The sequence below is a fragment of the Proteus sp. GOKU genome, assembly GCF_015475555.1.
Taxonomy (GTDB): Bacteria; Pseudomonadota; Gammaproteobacteria; order Enterobacterales; family Enterobacteriaceae; genus Proteus; species Proteus mirabilis_B.
In genome coordinates this window covers 1,109,354-1,128,823 of the sequence record NZ_CP034105.1, presented here as the reverse complement: position 1 = coordinate 1,128,823, position 19,470 = coordinate 1,109,354, and the positions used below count along the sequence as shown (strand labels likewise).

The following is a 19,470-nucleotide window of genomic DNA, read 5'->3' as shown; positions in this document are numbered from 1 at the left end:
AGACTAAAGTTGCTCTCTTAAATAATTAAAAGCGAGCGGATAAGGCGAAAAATAGCGTTGATGGCTCAAATATTCATCAGGATAAACAGCTAACCAATATTTGAGTAAATCACAAGGTTTAGATAAAGGCACGATACCTTGACGATATTGTAAAATTGTCTGAGTCATTTCTTGTTTTTGTTGTGAACTTAGATTTCGCTTAAAATACCCAGCCATATGCATTAACGCATTAGTTTGCCCTTCTCTATTTGCTGCAACACTAAATGCTTTCATTAGCTTTTCCTGATATTTCGATGCAACATCTTCAAGGGGAATGGTATCAGAAAAATTAGCAATATCATGCCCCAACTCTCGATAAGCTGCTTGTGAATAAGCCATAATTAAATATTTGTATCGACTATGAAATTTAACTAAAGCCCCTTTAGTTAATGACTGATTAACCTGTTGTTGGTAATCAAACAGTGTGAAAAATTGGGTAAGAAAATGGTCAAGAGCAATAGGCTGTAAAAATTGATCAATATTTAATTGAGGTAAAGTAAAATTCGAAGGTGAGGAAAGGCTGTCTCCTCTTTTTCCAACATAACCATAAAGCGGCAACAGGTTATCCCTATTTTGAGCCTCTATCTGCATAATACCTATCTTTTCCGCCTGAACAGTATCGCAAAGCAATGCTAACTTCTCTTGCAATTGGTGATTAGTGTTACTCACAATTTCTGAAGATAACCCGAGATAATTTTCTTTTCTTTCCATTCTTTTTCTCTCTAACTAAAAAGTATGAGTATTAGTCTGTATAATCTAAACTTAACAAAGTGAAAACACGCTAATTAGGTGTTTCATGAGCATTGACAGACGAGGTTTAGCTGTTATTCTCACCCACTGCTCCCTTAAGGGAACTGTAAGGTAAAACTGTCGTCTAAACGGAAAAGTTCTTATCTGCCTTCTTTTTGTTATTTATTATGACGCAGTTAATGGGCATATATGAATTTTTCTAAATCAAACGTCGAAAAACAAGAAAATGAGGTTTATGTTCTTGTTATTGCTAACTAGAATTAATCATCCAGTAAAATAGATTTATTGGTATAAATTCCTTTAAAATAGCGCTTATTATTTTTTCGACTGAATCAACCCATTAGATTAAAGGTGATCCTTTTGCAAGGTTCTGAATTACAGCAATTTATTATTGATAAACTTGAAGATTCTAAAGCTCAAGACATTATTGCATTAGATGTCCGTGGAAAATCAAGTGTAACTGATTACATGATCATTTGTACGGGTACATCAAGCAGACACCTCATGTCAGTTGCAGATAATCTCGTTGATGATTGCCGCGAAGCGGGATTACAACCTTTAGGTGTTGAAGGACAAGGCGTTTCTGACTGGATTGTCGTTGATCTTGGCGAAGCCATGGTACACGTTATGCAAGAAGATAGTCGCCGTATGTACGAACTTGAAAAACTCTGGAGCTGAGTTTGAAATTACAGCTCATTGCCGTTGGTACAAAAATGCCGGACTGGATACAGACCGGCTTTATGGATTATCTTAATCGATTCCCCAAAGACATGCCTTTAGAACTTATCGAGATCCCCGCAGGCAAGCGAGGAAAGAATGCGGATATTAAACGTATTCTCGAAAAAGAAGGTGAACAGATGTTAGCTGCAGTAGGTAAAGGAAATCGTATCGTCACTCTCGATATTCCTGGCGCTCGCTGGGATACGCCAAAACTTGCAGAACAGCTTGATCGATGGAAGCTCGATGGTAGAAATGTCAGCTTACTCATTGGTGGCCCGGAAGGATTAGCACCCGCTTGTAAAGCTGCGGCTGAACAGAGCTGGTCTTTATCTCCTTTAACAATGCCACATCCCCTTGTTCGTGTCGTGGTTGCAGAAAGCCTTTATCGAGCATGGAGCATTACCACAAACCATCCTTATCATCGTGAATAATCAATAAATTGGCGGGTCAGTAAGTGAAGTCAAATGGGATGAAAAGAAAAAAACGTACCCCGTTTCGAGATTATACTGCGGAATCAAAGCTATTTATCCGTCGTGTGATTGTCGCATTTTCAGTAATTATTATATTGAGTGGTGTTTTGGTTTTTAACCTCAATCACTTACAGATCGCTCGCCATGATGATTATCAGACACGTTCAAATGATAACCGAATTAAATTAGTACCGATTGCTCCCAGCAGAGGTATTATTTACGATCGCAAAGGCATCCCTCTTGCGCTTAATCGTACTATCTACCAATTAGAAGTTGTGCCTGAAAAAGTAGCAAACTTACAAGAAACGCTGGAAAGTTTAAGGGATGTTGTTGACTTAACTGACGAAGATATTGCTGCATTTGAAAAAGAGCGCAAGCGCTCACGTCGATTTAGCTCTATCGCCTTAAAAACAACATTAAGCCAAGTACAAGTCGCACGTTTCGCTATCAACCAATATCGCTATCCCGGCTTAGAAATCAAAGGCTATCAACGTCGTTATTATCCTTATGGCTCAGCATTAACGCATGTGATTGGTTACGTCGCAAAAATTAATGATAAAGATGTTGAACGTCTAGATAAAGAAGGTTTATCACCTAACTATGCTGCAACTCATGATATCGGTAAGTTAGGCATCGAACGTTATTATGAGTCTACTTTGCACGGCACAACAGGCTATGAAGAGGTTGAAGTTAATAGCCGAGGTCGAGTTATTCGCCAATTACACGAACAGCCGCCACAAGCAGGTAAAGATATTTATCTTACCATCGACCTTGAACTGCAAACCTATATTGAAACATTGCTCACTACAAGCCGAGCCGCGGTTGTAGTAACCGATCCTCGCAATGGTGAAATTTTAGCTCTGGTGTCAAACCCTAGCTACGATCCAAACTTATTTGTTGGTGGAATATCAAACACAGAATATCAAGGATTACTAAACAACCCTGATAGACCGCTGATCAACCGAACAACTCAAGGTCTTTACCCACCAGCATCAACCGTGAAACCCTTTATGTCTGTTGCGGCATTAAGCGAAGGTGTGATCACAGCCAATACAACCATTCATGATCCCGGCTGGTGGCAACTTCCTGGCTCAGAAAAACGTTATCGAGACTGGAAGCGTTGGGGACATGGAAAACTTAATGTCACAAAATCTATCGTAGAATCAGCGGATACCTTCTTCTACCAAGTTGCTTATGATATGGGAATTGATCGTATATCAACTTGGATGGGTCGCTTTGGCTATGGCGAATATACAGGTATTGATCTCTCTGAAGAGCGAAATGGCATCATGCCAACACGTGAGTGGAAACAGCAACGTTATAAAAAACCTTGGTATCAAGGTGACACGATCCCAGTAGGGATTGGACAAGGTTATTGGACAGCAACGCCAATTCAAATGGCGAAAGCTTTAATGACATTGATTAATGACGGTCAAGTTAAAACTCCTCACCTACTTTACGGTACAAAACTAGGCAATGAAATGCTGCCTTATGTTGATACTGAAACTCGCCAAATTGGCGATATCCACTCAGGTTATTGGGAACTCGCAAAATACGGTATGTATGGTGTGGCTAACTTCCCAAATGGTACAGGTCGCCGAAGTTTTGCTGATGCACCTTATAAAGCAGCAGCAAAATCGGGAACGGCACAGGTGTTTAGTTACGAAACCTACAATGCGAGCCAATTGGCAGAACATCTTCGTGACCATAAGTTGATGATTGCCTTTGCACCTTATGATAATCCAACTGTAGCTATCTCTATTATCTTAGAAAATGGTGGTGCAGGCCCTTCTGTCGGTGATATTACAAGACAAATCCTTGACCACATTCTCCTTGGTGATAACAACACTGTATTGCCAGCGTCTCCACCAGCACCGCGTGGTTCAGAGGAATAATACTCATGACTGAAAATAATAAGAAAAAATCCTTCTGGACACGGATACATATCGATCCATTATTCTTACTTTGTATTATTGCGTTATTAGGATACAGCGCATTTATTATGTGGAGTGCCAGCGGGCAAGATCCAGAAATGATGCAACGTAAGTTAGGGCAGATTGCTATGGGTTTCATGGTCATGATAGTCATGGCGCAAATCCCACCAAGAGTCTATGAAAGCTGGGCTCCTCATCTCTATTTCTTCTGTGTTATTTTACTTATTCTTGTTGATGTCTTTGGGCAAATCAGTAAAGGTGCACAACGTTGGTTAGATTTAGGTATTGTGCGTTTTCAGCCTTCAGAAATTGCTAAAATAGCCGTACCTTTAATGGTCGCTCGATTTATGAATCGCGATGTGTGCCCTCCTACATTACGTAATACGGCCATTGCTCTGGTACTTATTTTTGTGCCAACTTTATTAGTCGCCGCACAGCCAGATTTAGGAACATCTATTCTTGTTGCTGCTTCTGGATTATTCGTCCTTTTCCTTGCAGGAATGAGCTGGCGACTTATCACTGTGGCTATTATTCTTGTTGCCGCCTTTATCCCCATACTCTGGTTTTTCCTCATGCATGATTACCAGCAAGCACGGGTAATGATGCTTCTCGACCCTGAATCAGACCCGCTTGGGGCAGGATATCATATCATCCAATCTAAAATTGCCATTGGTTCTGGTGGATTACATGGAAAAGGATGGTTACAAGGCACTCAATCTCAATTAGAATTCTTACCAGAGCGCCATACAGACTTTATTTTTGCTGTATTGGCGGAAGAACTCGGATTAATTGGTGTTTTGATACTACTGACTCTTTATATACTCTTAATCGCGCGGGGCCTTTACCTTGCAACGAAAGCACAAAATACATTTGGTAGAGTAATGATTGGCGGATTAATGCTAATTTTCTTTGTCTATGTCTTTGTCAACATAGGAATGGTGAGTGGCATTCTTCCTGTTGTCGGTGTTCCGTTACCGCTGATGAGTTATGGAGGCTCGGCCCTGATTGTATTAATGGCAGGGTTTGGTATCGTGATGTCGATTCATACACACCGAAAACTACTATCGAAAAGTTTATAATGAGGTTTTTATGCGTCTGCAATGGGTTTTGATTGGTATCAGTGCATTGCTACTGTCGGGGTGTGTTGTTGATAAAACGAATACCAATAAACCGCCAGCACCATTACCCAATGTGCCAGCTCAACGTGTTCTCGGTGCAGAGCCACGTTACGAGCCTTATCATCCTACGGCAAATCAAGATTATCGAAAAAATGGGGTGGTTTACCGTATTGTGACTGATCCTGCAAACTTTAGTGAGCGAGGAGAAGCGATTGTCTATGATAGTTTAGCGATGAGTCGTTTAACTACCATTGGTGAACGCGTTAATCCTTATGAGTTTGCTGTTGCTCATCCTACATTACCGATCCCAAGCTATGCAAAAATCACAAACTTACTCAATGGGCGCACAATGGTTGTACGTATTAACGACCGTGGCCCTTACGTCAATGGAAAACAGATCCAAGTCACTCCAGCGGTTTCTGATAGCTTACGTTTAATGCCGACAACACCCTTGCTTATTGAAGGAATTGTTGTTGACCAAAGTGGCCATATGAGCGGTATCGGTACACATGGTGCGCAAATAGAGAAGAAAACGACCGCATTACCTGAGCGTCCTAATTTTAATGCTCAGCCAGCAACACCTGCGCCATTAACGACATCAACACCTATCAACAACAATATGCCTGTTGAACCATCGGCTCCTGTGCAAGTAAAAGCACCTACTCCAATTCCGGCACCAGTTCCAACGCCGGCTCCGGCGAAGGCAGAAGCCCCCAAACCCGTATTATCCTCAAATTCCATAGCACAAGGCTTTTATGTCCAAGTTGGTGCTCTCAGTAACGAAAATAATGCACAATTTTGGCTCAATGATTTATCGTCGTTATTTAACACTCAAGGTGTGATCAACAAAACAGATGGATTATATAAAGTACAACTCGGCCCTTATTCATCTAAAGATCAAGCCGAAACGATAAAAAACAAGCTAAAACAAGTTAAAGATATCACTGGATTTATTATTACCCAATAAAGGATAATTTACGTAAAATCCTTTTTATATCAGCAAATTCAAGCGTAGAATCGTCTGGATTTGCTGATATTTTATTTATCAGTCCCTATTTTTCCCTGAATTTTCGGATTAAACAAACAGAATGAAACAAATACTCCCAGCAAAATTACTAAGAACAAGCCTATTAAGCGCCACTTTTGCTTTACTCACAGTAAGCCATCAAAGTATTGCGGAAGATTCCCTAAAAACAATGATACCGGCTGTTCCTAGTATCGAAGCCGAATCTTATATTCTTATTGATTATAATTCTGGGAAAGTACTGGCTGAAATGAATGCCGACGTTCGTCGTGATCCTGCAAGTTTAACCAAAATGATGACCAGCTATGTTATCGGTCAATCCATTCGTGCTGGTAAAATCTCTAATAGCGATATCGTACCGATTGGTGAAGAAGCGTGGGCGACGGGTAATCCTGTTTTTCGCGGCTCATCTTTAATGTTCTTAAAACCGGGTGATCAAGTTACTGTTGCGCAGTTAACCCGTGGTATTAACTTACAATCAGGGAATGATGCTTGTGTCGCAATGGCCTCTTATGTTGCAGGAAGCCAAGATACATTTGTGACCATGATGAACGACTACGTTAAACGTCTTGGTTTAAAAAACACACAGTTCCAAACCGTTCATGGTCTTGATGCTCCGGGACAATATAGCTCGGCTCGCGATATGGCACTAATTGGTGCTGCATTAATTCGCGATGTGCCTGATGAATACGCCATCTATAAAGAAAAAGAGTACACCTACAACAATATCCGCCAAACAAACCGAAATGGTTTGTTGTGGGATACCAGTTTAAATGTTGATGGTATTAAAACAGGCCATACTGCATCAGCAGGTTATAACCTTGTTGCGTCTGCAACTGAAGGCGATATGCGTTTAATTTCTGCTGTTATGGGTGGTCACTCATCTAAAGGTCGTGATGCCGAAAGTAAAAAGCTACTTACTTGGGGTTTTCGTTTCTTTGAAACCGTAAAACCATTACAAGTGGGTAAAGAATTTGCTGCTGAGCCTATCTGGTATGGCGAGACAGATAAAGTACAATTAGGGGTAGATAAAGATGTTTATTTAACTATTCCTCGTGGTCGTTTAAAAGATTTAAAAGCAAGCTATGTTCTTGATAATGTAGAATTACATGCACCTGTGACTAAAAACCAAGTTGTAGGAACAATTAATTTTCAACTTGATGGTCAAGTTATCGAACAGCGTCCGCTAGTTGTGATGAATGAAGTAAAAGAAGGTGGTTTCTTTAGCCGTATTATTGACTATATCAAATTATTATTCTCACACTGGTTTGGCTAAGACTTGAAAAAGGTAAATGTGACCACATATAACTTTTATACAGATATTGGCAGAAACACATTTACCATTCCCATATTTACCCTAATTACCAGTATCGCATTCCTTATTATGTAAGGAATGCGCTTTTTATTTGCTAAGATTAGGTGTAGAAATAAATTATTAAAACAACAGCACCTGTTGTCTTAAGGAATTACATTATGATGAAAACAAAATTAAATGAACTGTTAGAGTTTCCATGTTCTTTCACTTATAAAGTGATGGGTCATGCAAAACCAGAATTAGTGGATCAAGTTGTTGAAGTTATTCAACGCCATGCGCCTGGTGATTACACACCATCGGTTAAACCGAGTAGCAAAGGTAATTACCACTCTGTTTCTATTACCATCAACGCAACTCATATTGATCAAGTAGAAACGTTGTATAAAGAATTAGGTGAACTTGAACTAGTACGTATGGTTCTGTAATCTCTTCTTTTAGCTAATGACTTTTTAAAAGCGCCTTTCATCAAGGCGCTTTTTCTTATTCTGCATTTCCTCATTTTTCACCCTACCTCGGAAAAAAAACATCTCAATCTGGTAGTTCATTTACTGGAGCGTTATACTGCTCTTCACAATTACGCTACAAATGAAGATTTTCACGGTGCAAGACAAGACAATCATTATTCGCCAATTAGGTGTGAAACCCTATTTACCGGTTTCTGATTCTATGCATCAGTTTACGGAAAAACGGGAAAGTCACACACCTGATGAAATATGGCTCGTTCAACATGAACAGGTTTTTACCCAAGGCCAAGCAGGTAAAGCTGAACACTTATTAAATACGGGAACTATCCCGGTTATTCAATCCGATCGTGGTGGTCAAGTAACTTATCATGGCCCCGGTCAGCAAGTGATGTATGTTTTAATTGATTTAAAACGCAATCATGTAGGTGTTCGTCAATTAGTTACCGCTCTTGAAAACACCGTTATAGATACGCTAGCAGAGTTTAATGTGGAAGCTTATGCTCGCGCTGATGCGCCCGGCGTTTATGTAAAGGGTGATAAAATTTGCTCTTTAGGATTACGCATTCGTAAAGGTTGCTCCTTTCACGGACTTGCGCTCAATATCGATATGGATTTATCCCCTTTTGCACGAATAAATCCTTGCGGTTATTCTGATCTAAAAATGACGCAGTTAATTGATTTTGCACCGAATACGACAACGACACAGGTAGCACCGTTATTAGTTAAGCATTTTTGTACACAACTAGGATTTCAACCACAGCAATAAAAATGCTATAATTTTTTTAACATTTGTCATATTTTTTTAAAACCCTGATTACCTCAGTCACATCGTGTTAATCACTCTAGATAACTGGAACTGGCACAATTATGAGTAAACCTATTCAGATGGAACGCGGAGTTAAATATCGCGACGCCGATAAAATGGCACTTATTCCTGTTAAAACAGTCGCTACAGAACGTGAACAACTGCTACGCAAACCTGATTGGATGAAAATAAAGCTACCCGCTGACTCAAGTAAAATTCAGGGTATCAAAGCAGCAATGCGTAAAAATGGCCTTCATTCCGTCTGTGAAGAAGCCTCTTGCCCTAACCTTGCTGAGTGTTTTAACCACGGAACGGCAACCTTTATGATCTTGGGTGCAATTTGTACACGCCGTTGCCCATTCTGCGATGTCGCTCATGGCCGTCCTAATGCTCCCGATCCTCAAGAGCCAGAAAAACTTGCTCAAACTATTAAAGATATGGGATTACGCTACGTCGTAATTACGTCCGTAGACCGTGATGATCTACGTGATGGTGGTGCTCAACATTTTGCTGATTGTATTGCTGCAATTCGTGCAAAAAATCCAACGATCCGTATTGAAACATTAGTTCCTGATTTCCGTGGCCGTATGGATAAAGCGCTTGAGATCCTCACTGATACTCCACCAGATGTCTTTAACCATAACTTAGAGAATGTTCCTCGCGTTTATCGTCAAGTACGCCCAGGTGCTAACTATCAATGGTCGCTGACATTGTTAGAGCGTTTTAAGCAAGCTCACCCTGATATTCCAACAAAATCAGGTTTGATGGTCGGTCTTGGGGAAACCAACGAAGAAATTATTGACGTTATGCGTGATCTGCGTAAACATGGGGTAACGATGCTGACATTAGGGCAATATTTACAGCCAAGTCGTCACCATCTTCCTGTTCAACGCTACGTCAGTCCTGACGAGTTTGAATATATGAAAGAGCAAGCACTTGCGATGGGCTTTACCCATGCAGCTTGTGGGCCGTTTGTTCGCTCGTCTTATCATGCTGATCTTCAAGCTCAGGGGATTGAGGTTAAATAACAATTAATCTCTCATGCTTAATATTGCAATTGCTGTATTTATAGGTGGTGGTTTAGGTAGCGTATTACGCTGGCTAATTAGCTACCGCCTAAATTCTATTTTTCCTCATTTTGCCACAGGCACCTTTATTGCTAACTGTATTGGTGCTTTTATTATTGCCTTTGGTATTGCTTGGTTTAGCAAAGCACCACATATTGATCCTATTTGGAAAATTATGCTAACTACGGGCTTTTGTGGCGGTTTGACAACGTTTTCAACCTTTTCAGTCGAAGTTGTCGCACTCTTAACTGAGGGGAAGATAGGATGGGCATTAAGTACGATGGGCGCTAACTTGGCGGGTTCATTTTTAATGACCGCATTTGCATTTTGGTTACTACGCGAGATGTAATGCTCAGAATATAAAAGTCCGTTAAAAAATAGGCTTTGCTCTAGATATATAAAAACCCGTTAAATAACGGGCTTTGCTCTAGATATATAAAAACCCGTTATTCAACGGGCTTTGCTCTAGATACATAAAAACCCGTTATTCAACGGGTTTTTACTTGTCTCAAAGAAGTCGTTAATTAGATAGCGACAACGTTTGCAGCAGATGGCCCTTTCGCGCCGTCAGTAACTTCAAACTCTACTTTTTGACCTTCAGCAAGGGTTTTAAAGCCTTCTGATGTAATAGCGGAAAAGTGTACAAATACATCTTTGCTGCCATCTTCTGGAGTGATAAAACCAAAACCTTTAGTTTCGTTAAACCACTTAACGTTACCTTTTAATTTAGACATCAAGTTTACCTTTAAAATAGAAAATAAACGCAAGCGTTTTGCGTTAGCTATAGTAAAACAAAAATGATGATTCCCTGTCCACAGTCTAGATCACGAAACTCACATTTTTTTTCTGCCAAATGATTAATATTCAGACAAATCCCATGCCTTAACACATAGTTCACTTAAGAAACAATACTTAATACTTACAATCTGAACTATTCATCGACTTCTACCTTTTCATATTGAAGCAGCCAACGCTTAATATCTAATCCACCGGTATAGCCGACTAACTTACCGTTATGACCAATAACTCGATGACAAGGAATAATTAAAGAAATTGGATTGCGTGAATTTGCCATTCCTACCGCTCTGCAATAATTGACCGAACCTAATGTAAGCGCCAATTTTTTATAACTCCAAATTTCACCATAAGGGATGGTTTGTAATGTTTTCCAAACACGGCTTTGAAATTCCGTTCCTTCTGGCGCTAATGGCACCGAAAATGTCGTGCGTTTACCTGCAAAATACTCTTTTAATTGTTTTATACATTGGTTAATAACGGGGCTCGAATTTACGGCAGCCTCTTTGTCATTCACAAAATAGAGACTCGTGATCCCTTTTTCATTTGCAGTGATAGAGATATAAGGTTTTGGGAAGCCTTTAGGTGCATCGAGATAGTCTTGGTACATAATGTTTTCTCTGCTGATTTGTCTTTAGCAATCAGATTAAATCATGCTTGATTGATAAAGCAATCATCTAATTACTCGTATATCTAATAAAAATTGATCAATCGAGCGATCTAAAAATAAAATTAGTTTACTAACTGTTTAATTTTAATGATAATCATTATCAAAAATGAAAATCACCATATATTGTGTGGTTGAAAATAAACAACTCTATATATAGTATTTAAGTACTTCTCATTATGGATGTGAAAACAGACGCATCCATATTTTTATAAGGGTTATTTTTATGTCTGTTATCCTCTATACCAAACCGAATTGCGTTCAATGCAGTGCCACAGAACGCGCTTTAAAACAGAAAAACATTCCGTTTGTTGCAGTCGATCTCACCAAAGATACACAAGCTCTCGCCCGTATCGTTTCTATGGGATATCGCCAAGTACCTGTTGTGGTTCATGGTGAACAGCATTGGTCAGGTTTCTGCCCTGATAAAATCAGACAGATCACGCTCTAAAGGAGCATCTCATGCAAACTGCACCTTTGATCTATTTTTCAAGTCGCTCTGAAAACTGCCATCGCTTTGTACAAAAGCTCAATTTAAATGCGACCAGAATTATTGAAGATGAAACATTGCTTGCAACACAACCCTTTGTGTTGCTTTGCCCAACTTATGGTGGTGGTGGTACTAAAGGTGCAGTTCCTAAAGCAGTTATTCAGTTTTTAAATATTCCTGAAAACCGCCAATTAATACGTGGAGTCATTGCTTCTGGAAATACTAACTTTGGTGCAGCTTACGGATTAGCTGGCGATATTATTGCACAAAAATGCCAAATCCCTTTTTTGTATCGATTTGAATTATTAGGTACGCCAGAAGATGTGAATCGCGTAAAAACAGGTTTAAGTACATTTTGGTCAAGTCTTACTGACCAATGCGTCACGAGATAATTAACATGACACAATCAACAGAACAACTGGATTACCATGCATTGAATGCCATGCTAAATCTCTATGATGAGCAAGGTAATATTCAGTTTGATAAAGATAAATTAGCAACACACCATTTTTTTCGTCAACATGTAAATCAAAACACAGTATTTTTTCATGATCTAAAAGAAAAACTCGAGTTCTTAGTACAACAACACTATTACGAAGCGCAAGTGTTAGAACAGTATGAATTTGCCTTTATCAAACAGCTATTCAAACATGCTTATAGTAAAAAATTTCGCTTTCAATCTTTCCTTGGTGCTTTTAAGTACTACACCAGTTATACCTTAAAAACCTTTGATGGAGAGCGCTATCTTGAACGCTATGAAGATCGCGTTTGTATGGTGGCTCTCACGCTTGCACAAGGCGATACTGATCTTGCTATTCATCTTGTAGATGAAATTATTAGTGGTCGTTTTCAACCCGCTACACCGACTTTTTTAAATTGCGGAAAACAACAACGCGGTGAATTGGTTTCCTGCTTTTTATTGCGTATAGAAGATAATATGGAATCTATCGGTCGATCGGTAAATTCCGCGTTACAGCTTTCTAAACGTGGCGGTGGTGTTGCATTTTTGCTCACTAATTTACGTGAAGCAGGTGCACCGATTAAACGTATAGAAAATCAATCTTCTGGCGTTGTTCCTGTTATGAAAATGCTTGAAGATGCTTTTTCTTATGCTAATCAGTTAGGTGCAAGACAAGGAGCTGGCGCTGTTTATCTTCATGCTCATCATCCAGATATTTACCATTTTCTTGATACAAAAAGAGAAAATGCAGATGAAAAAGTGCGAATAAAAACGCTCTCTTTAGGCGTTGTTATCCCTGATATCACGTTTGAATTAGCGAAACGCAATGAAGATATGTATCTCTTCTCACCTTATGATGTAGAGCGTGTTTATGGCGTACCTATGTCGGAAATCAGTGTGAGTGAAAAATACAGTGAGATGGTGAATAACGCGCAAATTCGTAAGAAGAAAATTAAAGCGAGGGAGTTTTTCCAAACACTTGCCGAAATTCAATTTGAGTCTGGCTATCCTTATATCATGTTTGAAGATGCGGTAAATCGTGCCAATCCTATCGCTGGTAGAATTAATATGAGCAATCTTTGCTCTGAAATTTTACAAGTAAACAGCGCCAGTGAGTATCACCCAGACTTAAGCTATCGCCATATTGGTCATGACATCAGTTGTAACTTAGGTTCTATGAATATTGCTATGGCAATGGATTCACCTAATTTTGCACATACCGTCAGCACGGCAATTAGAGCATTAAGCAATGTCTCTGAAATGACGAAAATTGAGTCCGTTCCTTCTATTGAAAAAGGTAATCTCGCTTCTCATGCCATTGGTTTAGGACAAATGAATTTACATGGCTACTTAGCGCGTGAAGGGATTTATTACGGCTCTGAAGAAGCATTAGATTTCACTAATATCTATTTTTATACCGTCACTTACTATGCGTTGTTAGCTTCAAATCAATTAGCCATTGAAAAAAAACAGCAGTTTAAAGGCTTTGAAAATTCGAAATACGCAACGGGTGAATATTTTAATAAATATGTATCACAACAATGGTTGCCTAAAACACAAAAAGTCCACCAGCTATTTAATCAATCTAATGTTCATATTCCGACACAGGAAGATTGGCAGGCTCTCAAGCAATCTATTATGACGCATGGGATCTATAACCAAAATTTACAGGCGATACCACCAACAGGATCTATTTCCTATATCAACCACTCTACATCGAGTATTCATCCTATTGCCGCACCAATAGAAATTAGAAAAGAAGGTAAAATTGGGCGAGTTTATTACCCAGCTCCCTTTATGACCAATGAAAACCGTCAGTATTATCAAGACGCCTATGAAATTGGGGCTGAGAAAATTATTGATACCTATGCTGAGGCTTCTCAACATATCGACCAAGGTTTATCGCTCACATTATTCTTTTCTGATGAAGCAACAACCCGTGATATTAACAAAGCGCAAATATATGCATGGCGTAAAGGTATTAAAACCTTGTATTACATTCGTATCCGACAATCTGCATTAGCAGGTACTGAAATCAAAGGCTGTGTTTCGTGCGCACTTTAATAATAACAATAAGGAGAACATAGCATGTCATCACCTTTATTAAGCCACGTTAATGCGATTAATTGGAATCGCATTGAAGATGAAAAAGATTTAGAAGTTTGGAATCGCTTAACCATGAATTTTTGGTTACCTGAAAAAATTCCACTCTCTAATGACATCCCCTCATGGAACACGCTGACTCAAGCTGAAAAACAACTCACAATTCGTGTTTTTACAGGGTTAACTTTGCTTGATACGATCCAAAATACCGTAGGTGCGCCCACTTTGATGCCTGATGCACTCACGCCACATGAAGAAGCCGTGTTATCTAATATCTGCTTTATGGAAGCGGTTCATGCTCGCTCTTACAGTTCAATATTTTCCACACTCTGCTTAACAACTGATGTCGATGAAGCATACCGCTGGAGTGAGGAAAATCCTTACTTACAAAAGAAAGCAGAAATTATTTTGCGTTATTATCAAGATGAAGATCCTTTAAAGAAAAAAATCGCCAGCGTCTTTTTAGAATCCTTTTTATTTTATTCAGGATTCTATTTACCCATGTATTGGTCAAGCCGAGGGAAATTAACCAATACAGCCGATTTAATTCGTCTTATTATTCGAGATGAAGCCGTTCATGGTTATTATATTGGCTATAAATTTCAAAATCAGTTATTAAATAAATCCGAATTAGAGAAGCAAGATATTAAAGATTTTGCTTTCTCATTATTATTAGATTTATATGACAATGAAGTGAAATATACCGAAGATCTTTACGACACGGTAGGTTGGACAGAAGATGTCAAAAAATTTCTTCATTACAATGCAAATAAAGCATTAATGAATTTAGGGTATGAAGCTTTATTCCCTGATGAAATAACAAATGTAAGCCCTGCAATTCTTTCTTCATTATCGCCAGATGCAAATGAAAATCACGATTTCTTCTCTGGTTCAGGTTCATCTTATGTTATTGGAAAAACCATTAACACTGAAGATGATGATTGGGATTTTTAAGGTTTATTAACTTAGTTGAAGGTAAAAGAAACAACAAAATACATTCAATTTAATTATGTATCACATATAAAACATAATGCACTGAAAAATATAGATTATTTTTTGGTGCATTTTTATTTGTTCACTAAACAATCTAATTGATTGATTTTTGCCGTTCAATATTGTCAAAAAATCAATTTTTTTCGAATTATTCTAGCCTATTTCCAGTATATAATCCTTATCACAAGATATTAAATATTAATCTTACTAATGTATAGTGATTTTTTTTCATTTAATTTTTCTCTTTTCCCCTCTTCTATTTTGATATTGAGTCTTCATTTTTATTGAGATCCTAATCAAAATAGCAATATCTCTAAAAACAAAGTTATTTCAGTCAGTTAGAGAGAAATATATCTTTTAATAAATTTTATTTATTTCACTTTATTTAATTATTAATCATATTAAAAATAAAGAAAATATAGCTAAATTATTTAATTAATTATAATTAACATAGGGTTGTCAGGCTCAATCATTGTGGTAGGGTATTTGCCTTACTAAAAATCTTATTTAGGAAAAACAACAACACTTATTAATTAACATTTAATTTATTCCTTTCAATATTTAAATAGGAAACTATATATTGCATGGCAATTAAACTCGAAGTAAAAAATCTCTACAAGGTATTTGGCGAGCACCCTAAACGCGCTTTTGAATTATTAGAGTCTGGTATGAATAAAGATCAGATTTTTGATAAAACAGGGCTTACAGTGGGCGTTCAAAATGCAAATCTGGCAATTGAAGAAGGCGAAATATTTGTCATCATGGGATTATCTGGTTCAGGTAAATCCACACTAGTCCGCCTTCTCAATCGTCTGATCTCTCCAACAAAGGGAGAGGTGCTTATTGATGGTGAAAATATTGCCACTATGTCGGATAAAGAATTACGACAAGTGCGCCGTAAAAAAATCAGTATGGTGTTTCAGTCATTTGCACTAATGCCCCATATGAACGTGCTTGATAACACCGCATTTGGAATGGATCTCGCGGGATTAAGCAAAGATGAGCGTTATAAAAAAGCGATGGATGCCTTAGAGCAAGTCAACTTGGGCAGTTACGCAAACTCTTGGCCTGATGAGCTTTCTGGTGGGATGCGTCAACGTATCGGTCTTGCGCGTGCACTTGCTAATGATCCCGATATTTTATTGATGGATGAAGCCTTTTCAGCACTCGATCCATTAATTCGTACAGAAATGCAGGATGAGTTATTAAGCTTACAAGGTGATAAACAGCGCACCATTGTGTTTATCTCCCATGATCTGGATGAAGCTATGCGGATTGGCGACCGAATTGCCATTATGCAAGGTGGCGTTGTTGTTCAAACGGGTACACCAGATGAAATACTTAACAATCCAGCAAATGATTATGTGCGTACTTTTTTCCGTGGTGTTGATATTAGCCACGTATTTAGTGCAAAAGATATAGCCAAACGTCGCCCTGAAACCTTACTGCATGTTGCGCCCGGTTTTGGTCCTCGATCTGCCTTAAAAGTACTCGAAGATGAAGATAGAAACTTTGGCTATCTCATTGAACGAGGAAGAAAATTTATTGGCATCGTTTCTGTCACATCTCTTGAAGAGGCGCTGAAAAATAAACAACCTATTGAGTCAGCTATTTTATCTGAGCCTTGTGCCATTAATGGTGATACACCGTTAAACGAGCTGATTTCAACTGTTGCACAATCTCCCTGTGCAATTCCTGTTATTGATGAAAAAAACCGTTATATCGGCTTAATTTCTAAAGGAATGTTATTACAAGCACTGGATAAGGAGACGCCAAATGAGTAATACAACAGATAAAGATGTGGCTTTGGATACAAATATCCAAGAAGCCACAACAAACAAAACGGCACAAGAGACAACTAATAACGTAAATGATGATCCTTGGGCAACAACTGATACCACTACAACAGAAAGTGATCCTTGGAGTAGTGCCGACAGTTCATCAACAGATGCTGATCCTTGGGGTGCTGGCAGTGGTACTGAAAATATTGATACCTCATCCTCTGGCAGTGATTGGTTAGATGCAACACCAACAGATGTAGCACCCGATTCATTCAATCTAATGGATCCGTTTCATAATACGCTGATCCCCTTAGATTCATGGGTTACTGATGCGATTGACTGGATTGTGTTGCACTTTCGCCCTGTTTTCCAAGGTATCCGTGTACCGGTTGATTTGGTCTTAAGTGGTTTTGAAAATTTCTTAACTTCAATGCCAGCACCTATCGCCATTATTCTGTTTTCTCTGATTGCATGGCAGCTTTCAGGCAAAGTCATGGGTGTCACTTCTTTTATCTCATTAATATTAATTGGGGCGATTGGTGCTTGGTCTGAAGCCATGGTTACCCTTGCATTGGTACTAACCTCGTTACTGTTTTGTCTTATTATCGGGCTTCCATTAGGAATATGGCTGGCTAACAGTGATAGAGCATCCAAAATTGTTAGGCCTTTACTCGATGCGATGCAGACAACACCTGCGTTTGTCTACTTAGTTCCTATCGTCATGTTATTTGGTATTGGTAACGTACCCGGCGTTGTGGTCACTATTATTTTTGCCTTACCTCCAATTGTGAGATTGACCATTTTGGGGATCAAACAAGTCCCTGAAGATTTAATCGAAGCAGCACAATCATTTGGTGCAAATCCTCGTCAAATGCTGTTTAAAGTGCAATTACCTCTCGCCATGCCAACGATTATGGCAGGTGTAAACCAAACGCTAATGTTAGCACTTTCAATGGTTGTTATTGCCTCAATGATTGCCGTTGGTGGATTAGGTCAAATGGTATTACGCGGTATAGGTCGTCTTGATATGGGACTGGCTGCCGTAGGGGGTGCAGGTATTGTTATTCTTGCCATTATCCTTGACCGATTAACACAATCTTTAGGTCAAAACAGCCGTCATAAAGGCAATCGATGCTGGTATATGACAGGACCTATCGGTTTAATTTATCGACTCTTTGGCAAAAAAGCATCGTAATAAATATTTTTACTATTAATTAAAAATCAATAAAGAACATCACGTTCAATCAATATAAGAAATAGAGGCGACAGTTCGCTGTCGCTATTTATCTCTTACCATAACAACAGAAGGAAAAACTATGCGTAATCCAGTTCTCTGGGCAACAGTATTGTCCGCCACACTGATAAGCACCCAGTTATCCGCTGCTGATTTACCTGGAAAAGGGATTTCGGTTCAACCCGTGCAAAGTACGATTTCTGAAGAAACATTTCAAACTTTAATCGTTAATAAAGCACTAGAACAATTAGGTTACACCGTTCAGCCAATTAAAGAAGTTGACTATAACGTTGCTTATTCCTCTATCGCCAATGGTGATGCCACTTTTATGGCAGTCAGTTGGGTTCCTCTTCATAATTCACAATATGCAGCGGCAGGAGGTGATAATACCTTTTATCGTAAAGGGGATTATGTCGTTAATGCCGCTCAAGGTTACTTGATTGATAAGAAAACGGCAGAGAAATATAACATTACGAATATTGAGCAATTAAAAGATCCTAAAATTGCCAAATTATTTGATGCCAATGGTGATGGTAAAGCCGATTTAACGGGTTGTAATCCGGGATGGGGTTGTGAAGAAGCGATTAACAATCACTTAAAAGCCTATGGATTAGAAAAATCTGTTACACATAACCAAGGTAACTATGCGGCAATGATGGCAGATACCATTACTCGCTATAAAGAAGGCAAACCCATTTTTTATTACACATGGACACCTTACTGGATAAGTGATGTATTAAAACCAGGTAAAGATGTTGTTTGGTTACAAGTGCCTTTCTCTTCATTACCGGGTGATGATAAAACCGATACCACATTAGCAAATGGTAAAAACTATGGCTTTCCACCAAGTACCATGCATATTGCAGCAAATAAAAAATGGGCTGAAGAAAATCCTGCTGCGGCAAAACTCTTTGAAGTTATGAAAGTGTCTGTTGCCGATATTAATGCGCAAAACTTACGTATGCATAATGGTCAAAAATCACAGGCAGATATTGAACGTCATGCTAATGCATGGATCAAAGCACATCAAAAAACCTTTGATGGTTGGATTGAACAAGCTCAAGCTGCTGCAAAATAATCAATAAATAATCTTCATTTAAGATTGTCACAAAACAGGTCACATTATTGTGGCCTGTTTTTATTTATAAAAAACTAAATTTACATGTAATTAGATAAAATAAGTTTATATAAAAATTAAAAGTCATCTTAATACTATTTTATTATTAAGATTATTCTTTTTA

At 38.6% G+C, this 19,470-nt stretch carries 20 protein-coding genes; 17 read left to right on the top strand and 3 right to left on the bottom strand.

Annotated features, from left to right (window positions below; genetic code table 11):
- Positions 1-3: 3 nt before the first annotated feature.
- On the bottom strand, positions 4-750 hold the full coding sequence (locus EHE21_RS05175; protein ID WP_194952033.1) for a YbgA family protein: 747 nt from the start codon (positions 748-750) through the stop codon (positions 4-6).
- Positions 751-1,140: 390 nt separating this feature from the next.
- Here EHE21_RS05175 and rsfS point away from each other — a divergent pair, with 390 nt between their 5' ends.
- The 10 genes from rsfS (at position 1,141) to crcB (ending at position 10,055) form a co-directional block, all read left to right on the top strand.
- On the top strand, positions 1,141-1,467 hold the full coding sequence (gene rsfS / locus EHE21_RS05170) for a ribosome silencing factor (protein ID WP_006537732.1): 327 nt from the start codon (positions 1,141-1,143) through the stop codon (positions 1,465-1,467).
- Between the two features lie 2 nt (positions 1,468-1,469).
- On the top strand, positions 1,470-1,940 hold the full coding sequence (gene rlmH / locus EHE21_RS05165) for a 23S rRNA (pseudouridine(1915)-N(3))-methyltransferase RlmH (protein ID WP_004246050.1): 471 nt from the start codon (positions 1,470-1,472) through the stop codon (positions 1,938-1,940).
- Between the two features lie 38 nt (positions 1,941-1,978).
- On the top strand, positions 1,979-3,874 hold the full coding sequence (gene mrdA, locus EHE21_RS05160) for a peptidoglycan DD-transpeptidase MrdA (RefSeq protein ID WP_088493454.1): 1,896 nt from the start codon (positions 1,979-1,981) through the stop codon (positions 3,872-3,874).
- A gap of 5 nt (positions 3,875-3,879) precedes the next feature.
- Entirely contained in the window at positions 3,880-4,992 is a 1,113-nt protein-coding gene (gene mrdB / locus EHE21_RS05155) for a peptidoglycan glycosyltransferase MrdB (protein ID WP_194952032.1), read from the top strand.
- A 10-nt stretch (positions 4,993-5,002) separates the two neighbouring features.
- Positions 5,003-5,998: an endolytic peptidoglycan transglycosylase RlpA gene (gene rlpA, locus EHE21_RS05150; protein ID WP_194952031.1), complete on the top strand. Its 996-nt coding sequence runs from the start codon at positions 5,003-5,005 to the stop codon at positions 5,996-5,998.
- 121 nt (positions 5,999-6,119) lie between these two features.
- Entirely contained in the window at positions 6,120-7,331 is a 1,212-nt protein-coding gene (gene dacA, locus EHE21_RS05145; protein ID WP_194952030.1) for a D-alanyl-D-alanine carboxypeptidase DacA, read from the top strand.
- 200 nt (positions 7,332-7,531) lie between these two features.
- Complete coding sequence (gene ybeD / locus EHE21_RS05140; protein ID WP_036912266.1) at positions 7,532-7,795, top strand: DUF493 family protein YbeD; 264 nt, start codon at positions 7,532-7,534, stop codon at positions 7,793-7,795.
- Between the two features lie 160 nt (positions 7,796-7,955).
- A complete protein-coding gene (gene lipB, locus EHE21_RS05135) occupies positions 7,956-8,600 on the top strand; it encodes a lipoyl(octanoyl) transferase LipB (RefSeq protein ID WP_088493458.1) in 645 nt (214 codons plus the stop codon).
- 101 nt (positions 8,601-8,701) lie between these two features.
- On the top strand, positions 8,702-9,667 hold the full coding sequence (lipA, locus tag EHE21_RS05130) for a lipoyl synthase (RefSeq protein ID WP_075671558.1): 966 nt from the start codon (positions 8,702-8,704) through the stop codon (positions 9,665-9,667).
- 13 nt (positions 9,668-9,680) lie between these two features.
- Positions 9,681-10,055: a fluoride efflux transporter CrcB gene (crcB, locus tag EHE21_RS05125; protein ID WP_023581134.1), complete on the top strand. Its 375-nt coding sequence runs from the start codon at positions 9,681-9,683 to the stop codon at positions 10,053-10,055.
- Between the two features lie 175 nt (positions 10,056-10,230).
- Here the strand turns inward: crcB and cspE are convergent, their stop codons facing one another.
- Positions 10,231-10,440 carry a transcription antiterminator/RNA stability regulator CspE gene (gene cspE / locus EHE21_RS05120; RefSeq protein WP_023581133.1) on the bottom strand — a complete coding sequence of 70 codons (210 nt, stop codon included), beginning with the start codon at positions 10,438-10,440 and terminating at the stop codon, positions 10,231-10,233.
- 197 nt (positions 10,441-10,637) lie between these two features.
- The gene (locus tag EHE21_RS05115) at positions 10,638-11,111 is read right to left on the bottom strand and encodes a methylated-DNA--[protein]-cysteine S-methyltransferase (RefSeq protein ID WP_194952029.1); all 474 of its coding nucleotides are present in this window, start codon (positions 11,109-11,111) and stop codon (positions 10,638-10,640) included.
- Between the two features lie 283 nt (positions 11,112-11,394).
- Here EHE21_RS05115 and EHE21_RS05110 point away from each other — a divergent pair, with 283 nt between their 5' ends.
- The 7 genes from EHE21_RS05110 to proX all read left to right on the top strand — a co-directional run bounded on the left by EHE21_RS05110 (position 11,395) and on the right by proX (position 19,307).
- The gene (locus tag EHE21_RS05110; protein WP_075671554.1) at positions 11,395-11,619 is read left to right on the top strand and encodes a glutaredoxin family protein; all 225 of its coding nucleotides are present in this window, start codon (positions 11,395-11,397) and stop codon (positions 11,617-11,619) included.
- Positions 11,620-11,630: 11 nt separating this feature from the next.
- Positions 11,631-12,050, top strand: coding sequence for a class Ib ribonucleoside-diphosphate reductase assembly flavoprotein NrdI (gene nrdI / locus EHE21_RS05105; RefSeq protein WP_088493461.1), 420 nt, complete (start codon positions 11,631-11,633; stop codon positions 12,048-12,050).
- Positions 12,051-12,055: 5 nt separating this feature from the next.
- A complete protein-coding gene (nrdE, locus tag EHE21_RS05100; protein ID WP_194952028.1) occupies positions 12,056-14,182 on the top strand; it encodes a class 1b ribonucleoside-diphosphate reductase subunit alpha in 2,127 nt (708 codons plus the stop codon).
- A gap of 24 nt (positions 14,183-14,206) precedes the next feature.
- Positions 14,207-15,175 (top strand): class 1b ribonucleoside-diphosphate reductase subunit beta, encoded by a 969-nt coding sequence (nrdF, locus tag EHE21_RS05095; RefSeq protein WP_194952027.1) that lies wholly within the window; start codon positions 14,207-14,209, stop codon positions 15,173-15,175.
- A gap of 623 nt (positions 15,176-15,798) precedes the next feature.
- Positions 15,799-16,998 carry a glycine betaine/L-proline ABC transporter ATP-binding protein ProV gene (gene proV / locus EHE21_RS05090; RefSeq protein WP_194952026.1) on the top strand — a complete coding sequence of 400 codons (1,200 nt, stop codon included), beginning with the start codon at positions 15,799-15,801 and terminating at the stop codon, positions 16,996-16,998.
- Entirely contained in the window at positions 16,991-18,190 is a 1,200-nt protein-coding gene (gene proW / locus EHE21_RS05085) for a glycine betaine/L-proline ABC transporter permease ProW (protein WP_194952025.1), read from the top strand. The genes proV and proW overlap by 8 nt, the downstream gene beginning before the upstream one ends.
- 121 nt (positions 18,191-18,311) lie before the next feature.
- The gene (proX, locus tag EHE21_RS05080; protein ID WP_088493466.1) at positions 18,312-19,307 is read left to right on the top strand and encodes a glycine betaine/L-proline ABC transporter substrate-binding protein ProX; all 996 of its coding nucleotides are present in this window, start codon (positions 18,312-18,314) and stop codon (positions 19,305-19,307) included.
- Positions 19,308-19,470: the final 163 nt, after the last annotated feature.

Coding starts and splice junctions, on each gene's coding strand:
- EHE21_RS05175 (WP_194952033.1), bottom strand. CDS start 750: ATGGAAAGAAAAGAAAATTATCTCGGGTTATCTTCAGAAATTGTGAGT.
- mrdA (WP_088493454.1), top strand. CDS start 1,979: ATGAAAAGAAAAAAACGTACCCCGTTTCGAGATTATACTGCGGAATCA.
- mrdB (WP_194952032.1), top strand. CDS start 3,880: ATGACTGAAAATAATAAGAAAAAATCCTTCTGGACACGGATACATATC.
- rlpA (WP_194952031.1), top strand. CDS start 5,003: ATGCGTCTGCAATGGGTTTTGATTGGTATCAGTGCATTGCTACTGTCG.
- dacA (WP_194952030.1), top strand. CDS start 6,120: ATGAAACAAATACTCCCAGCAAAATTACTAAGAACAAGCCTATTAAGC.
- ybeD (WP_036912266.1), top strand. CDS start 7,532: ATGAAAACAAAATTAAATGAACTGTTAGAGTTTCCATGTTCTTTCACT.
- lipB (WP_088493458.1), top strand. CDS start 7,956: ATGAAGATTTTCACGGTGCAAGACAAGACAATCATTATTCGCCAATTA.
- lipA (WP_075671558.1), top strand. CDS start 8,702: ATGAGTAAACCTATTCAGATGGAACGCGGAGTTAAATATCGCGACGCC.
- crcB (WP_023581134.1), top strand. CDS start 9,681: ATGCTTAATATTGCAATTGCTGTATTTATAGGTGGTGGTTTAGGTAGC.
- cspE (WP_023581133.1), bottom strand. CDS start 10,440: ATGTCTAAATTAAAAGGTAACGTTAAGTGGTTTAACGAAACTAAAGGT.
- EHE21_RS05115 (WP_194952029.1), bottom strand. CDS start 11,111: ATGTACCAAGACTATCTCGATGCACCTAAAGGCTTCCCAAAACCTTAT.
- EHE21_RS05110 (WP_075671554.1), top strand. CDS start 11,395: ATGTCTGTTATCCTCTATACCAAACCGAATTGCGTTCAATGCAGTGCC.
- nrdI (WP_088493461.1), top strand. CDS start 11,631: ATGCAAACTGCACCTTTGATCTATTTTTCAAGTCGCTCTGAAAACTGC.
- nrdE (WP_194952028.1), top strand. CDS start 12,056: ATGACACAATCAACAGAACAACTGGATTACCATGCATTGAATGCCATG.
- nrdF (WP_194952027.1), top strand. CDS start 14,207: ATGTCATCACCTTTATTAAGCCACGTTAATGCGATTAATTGGAATCGC.
- proV (WP_194952026.1), top strand. CDS start 15,799: ATGGCAATTAAACTCGAAGTAAAAAATCTCTACAAGGTATTTGGCGAG.
- proW (WP_194952025.1), top strand. CDS start 16,991: ATGAGTAATACAACAGATAAAGATGTGGCTTTGGATACAAATATCCAA.
- proX (WP_088493466.1), top strand. CDS start 18,312: ATGCGTAATCCAGTTCTCTGGGCAACAGTATTGTCCGCCACACTGATA.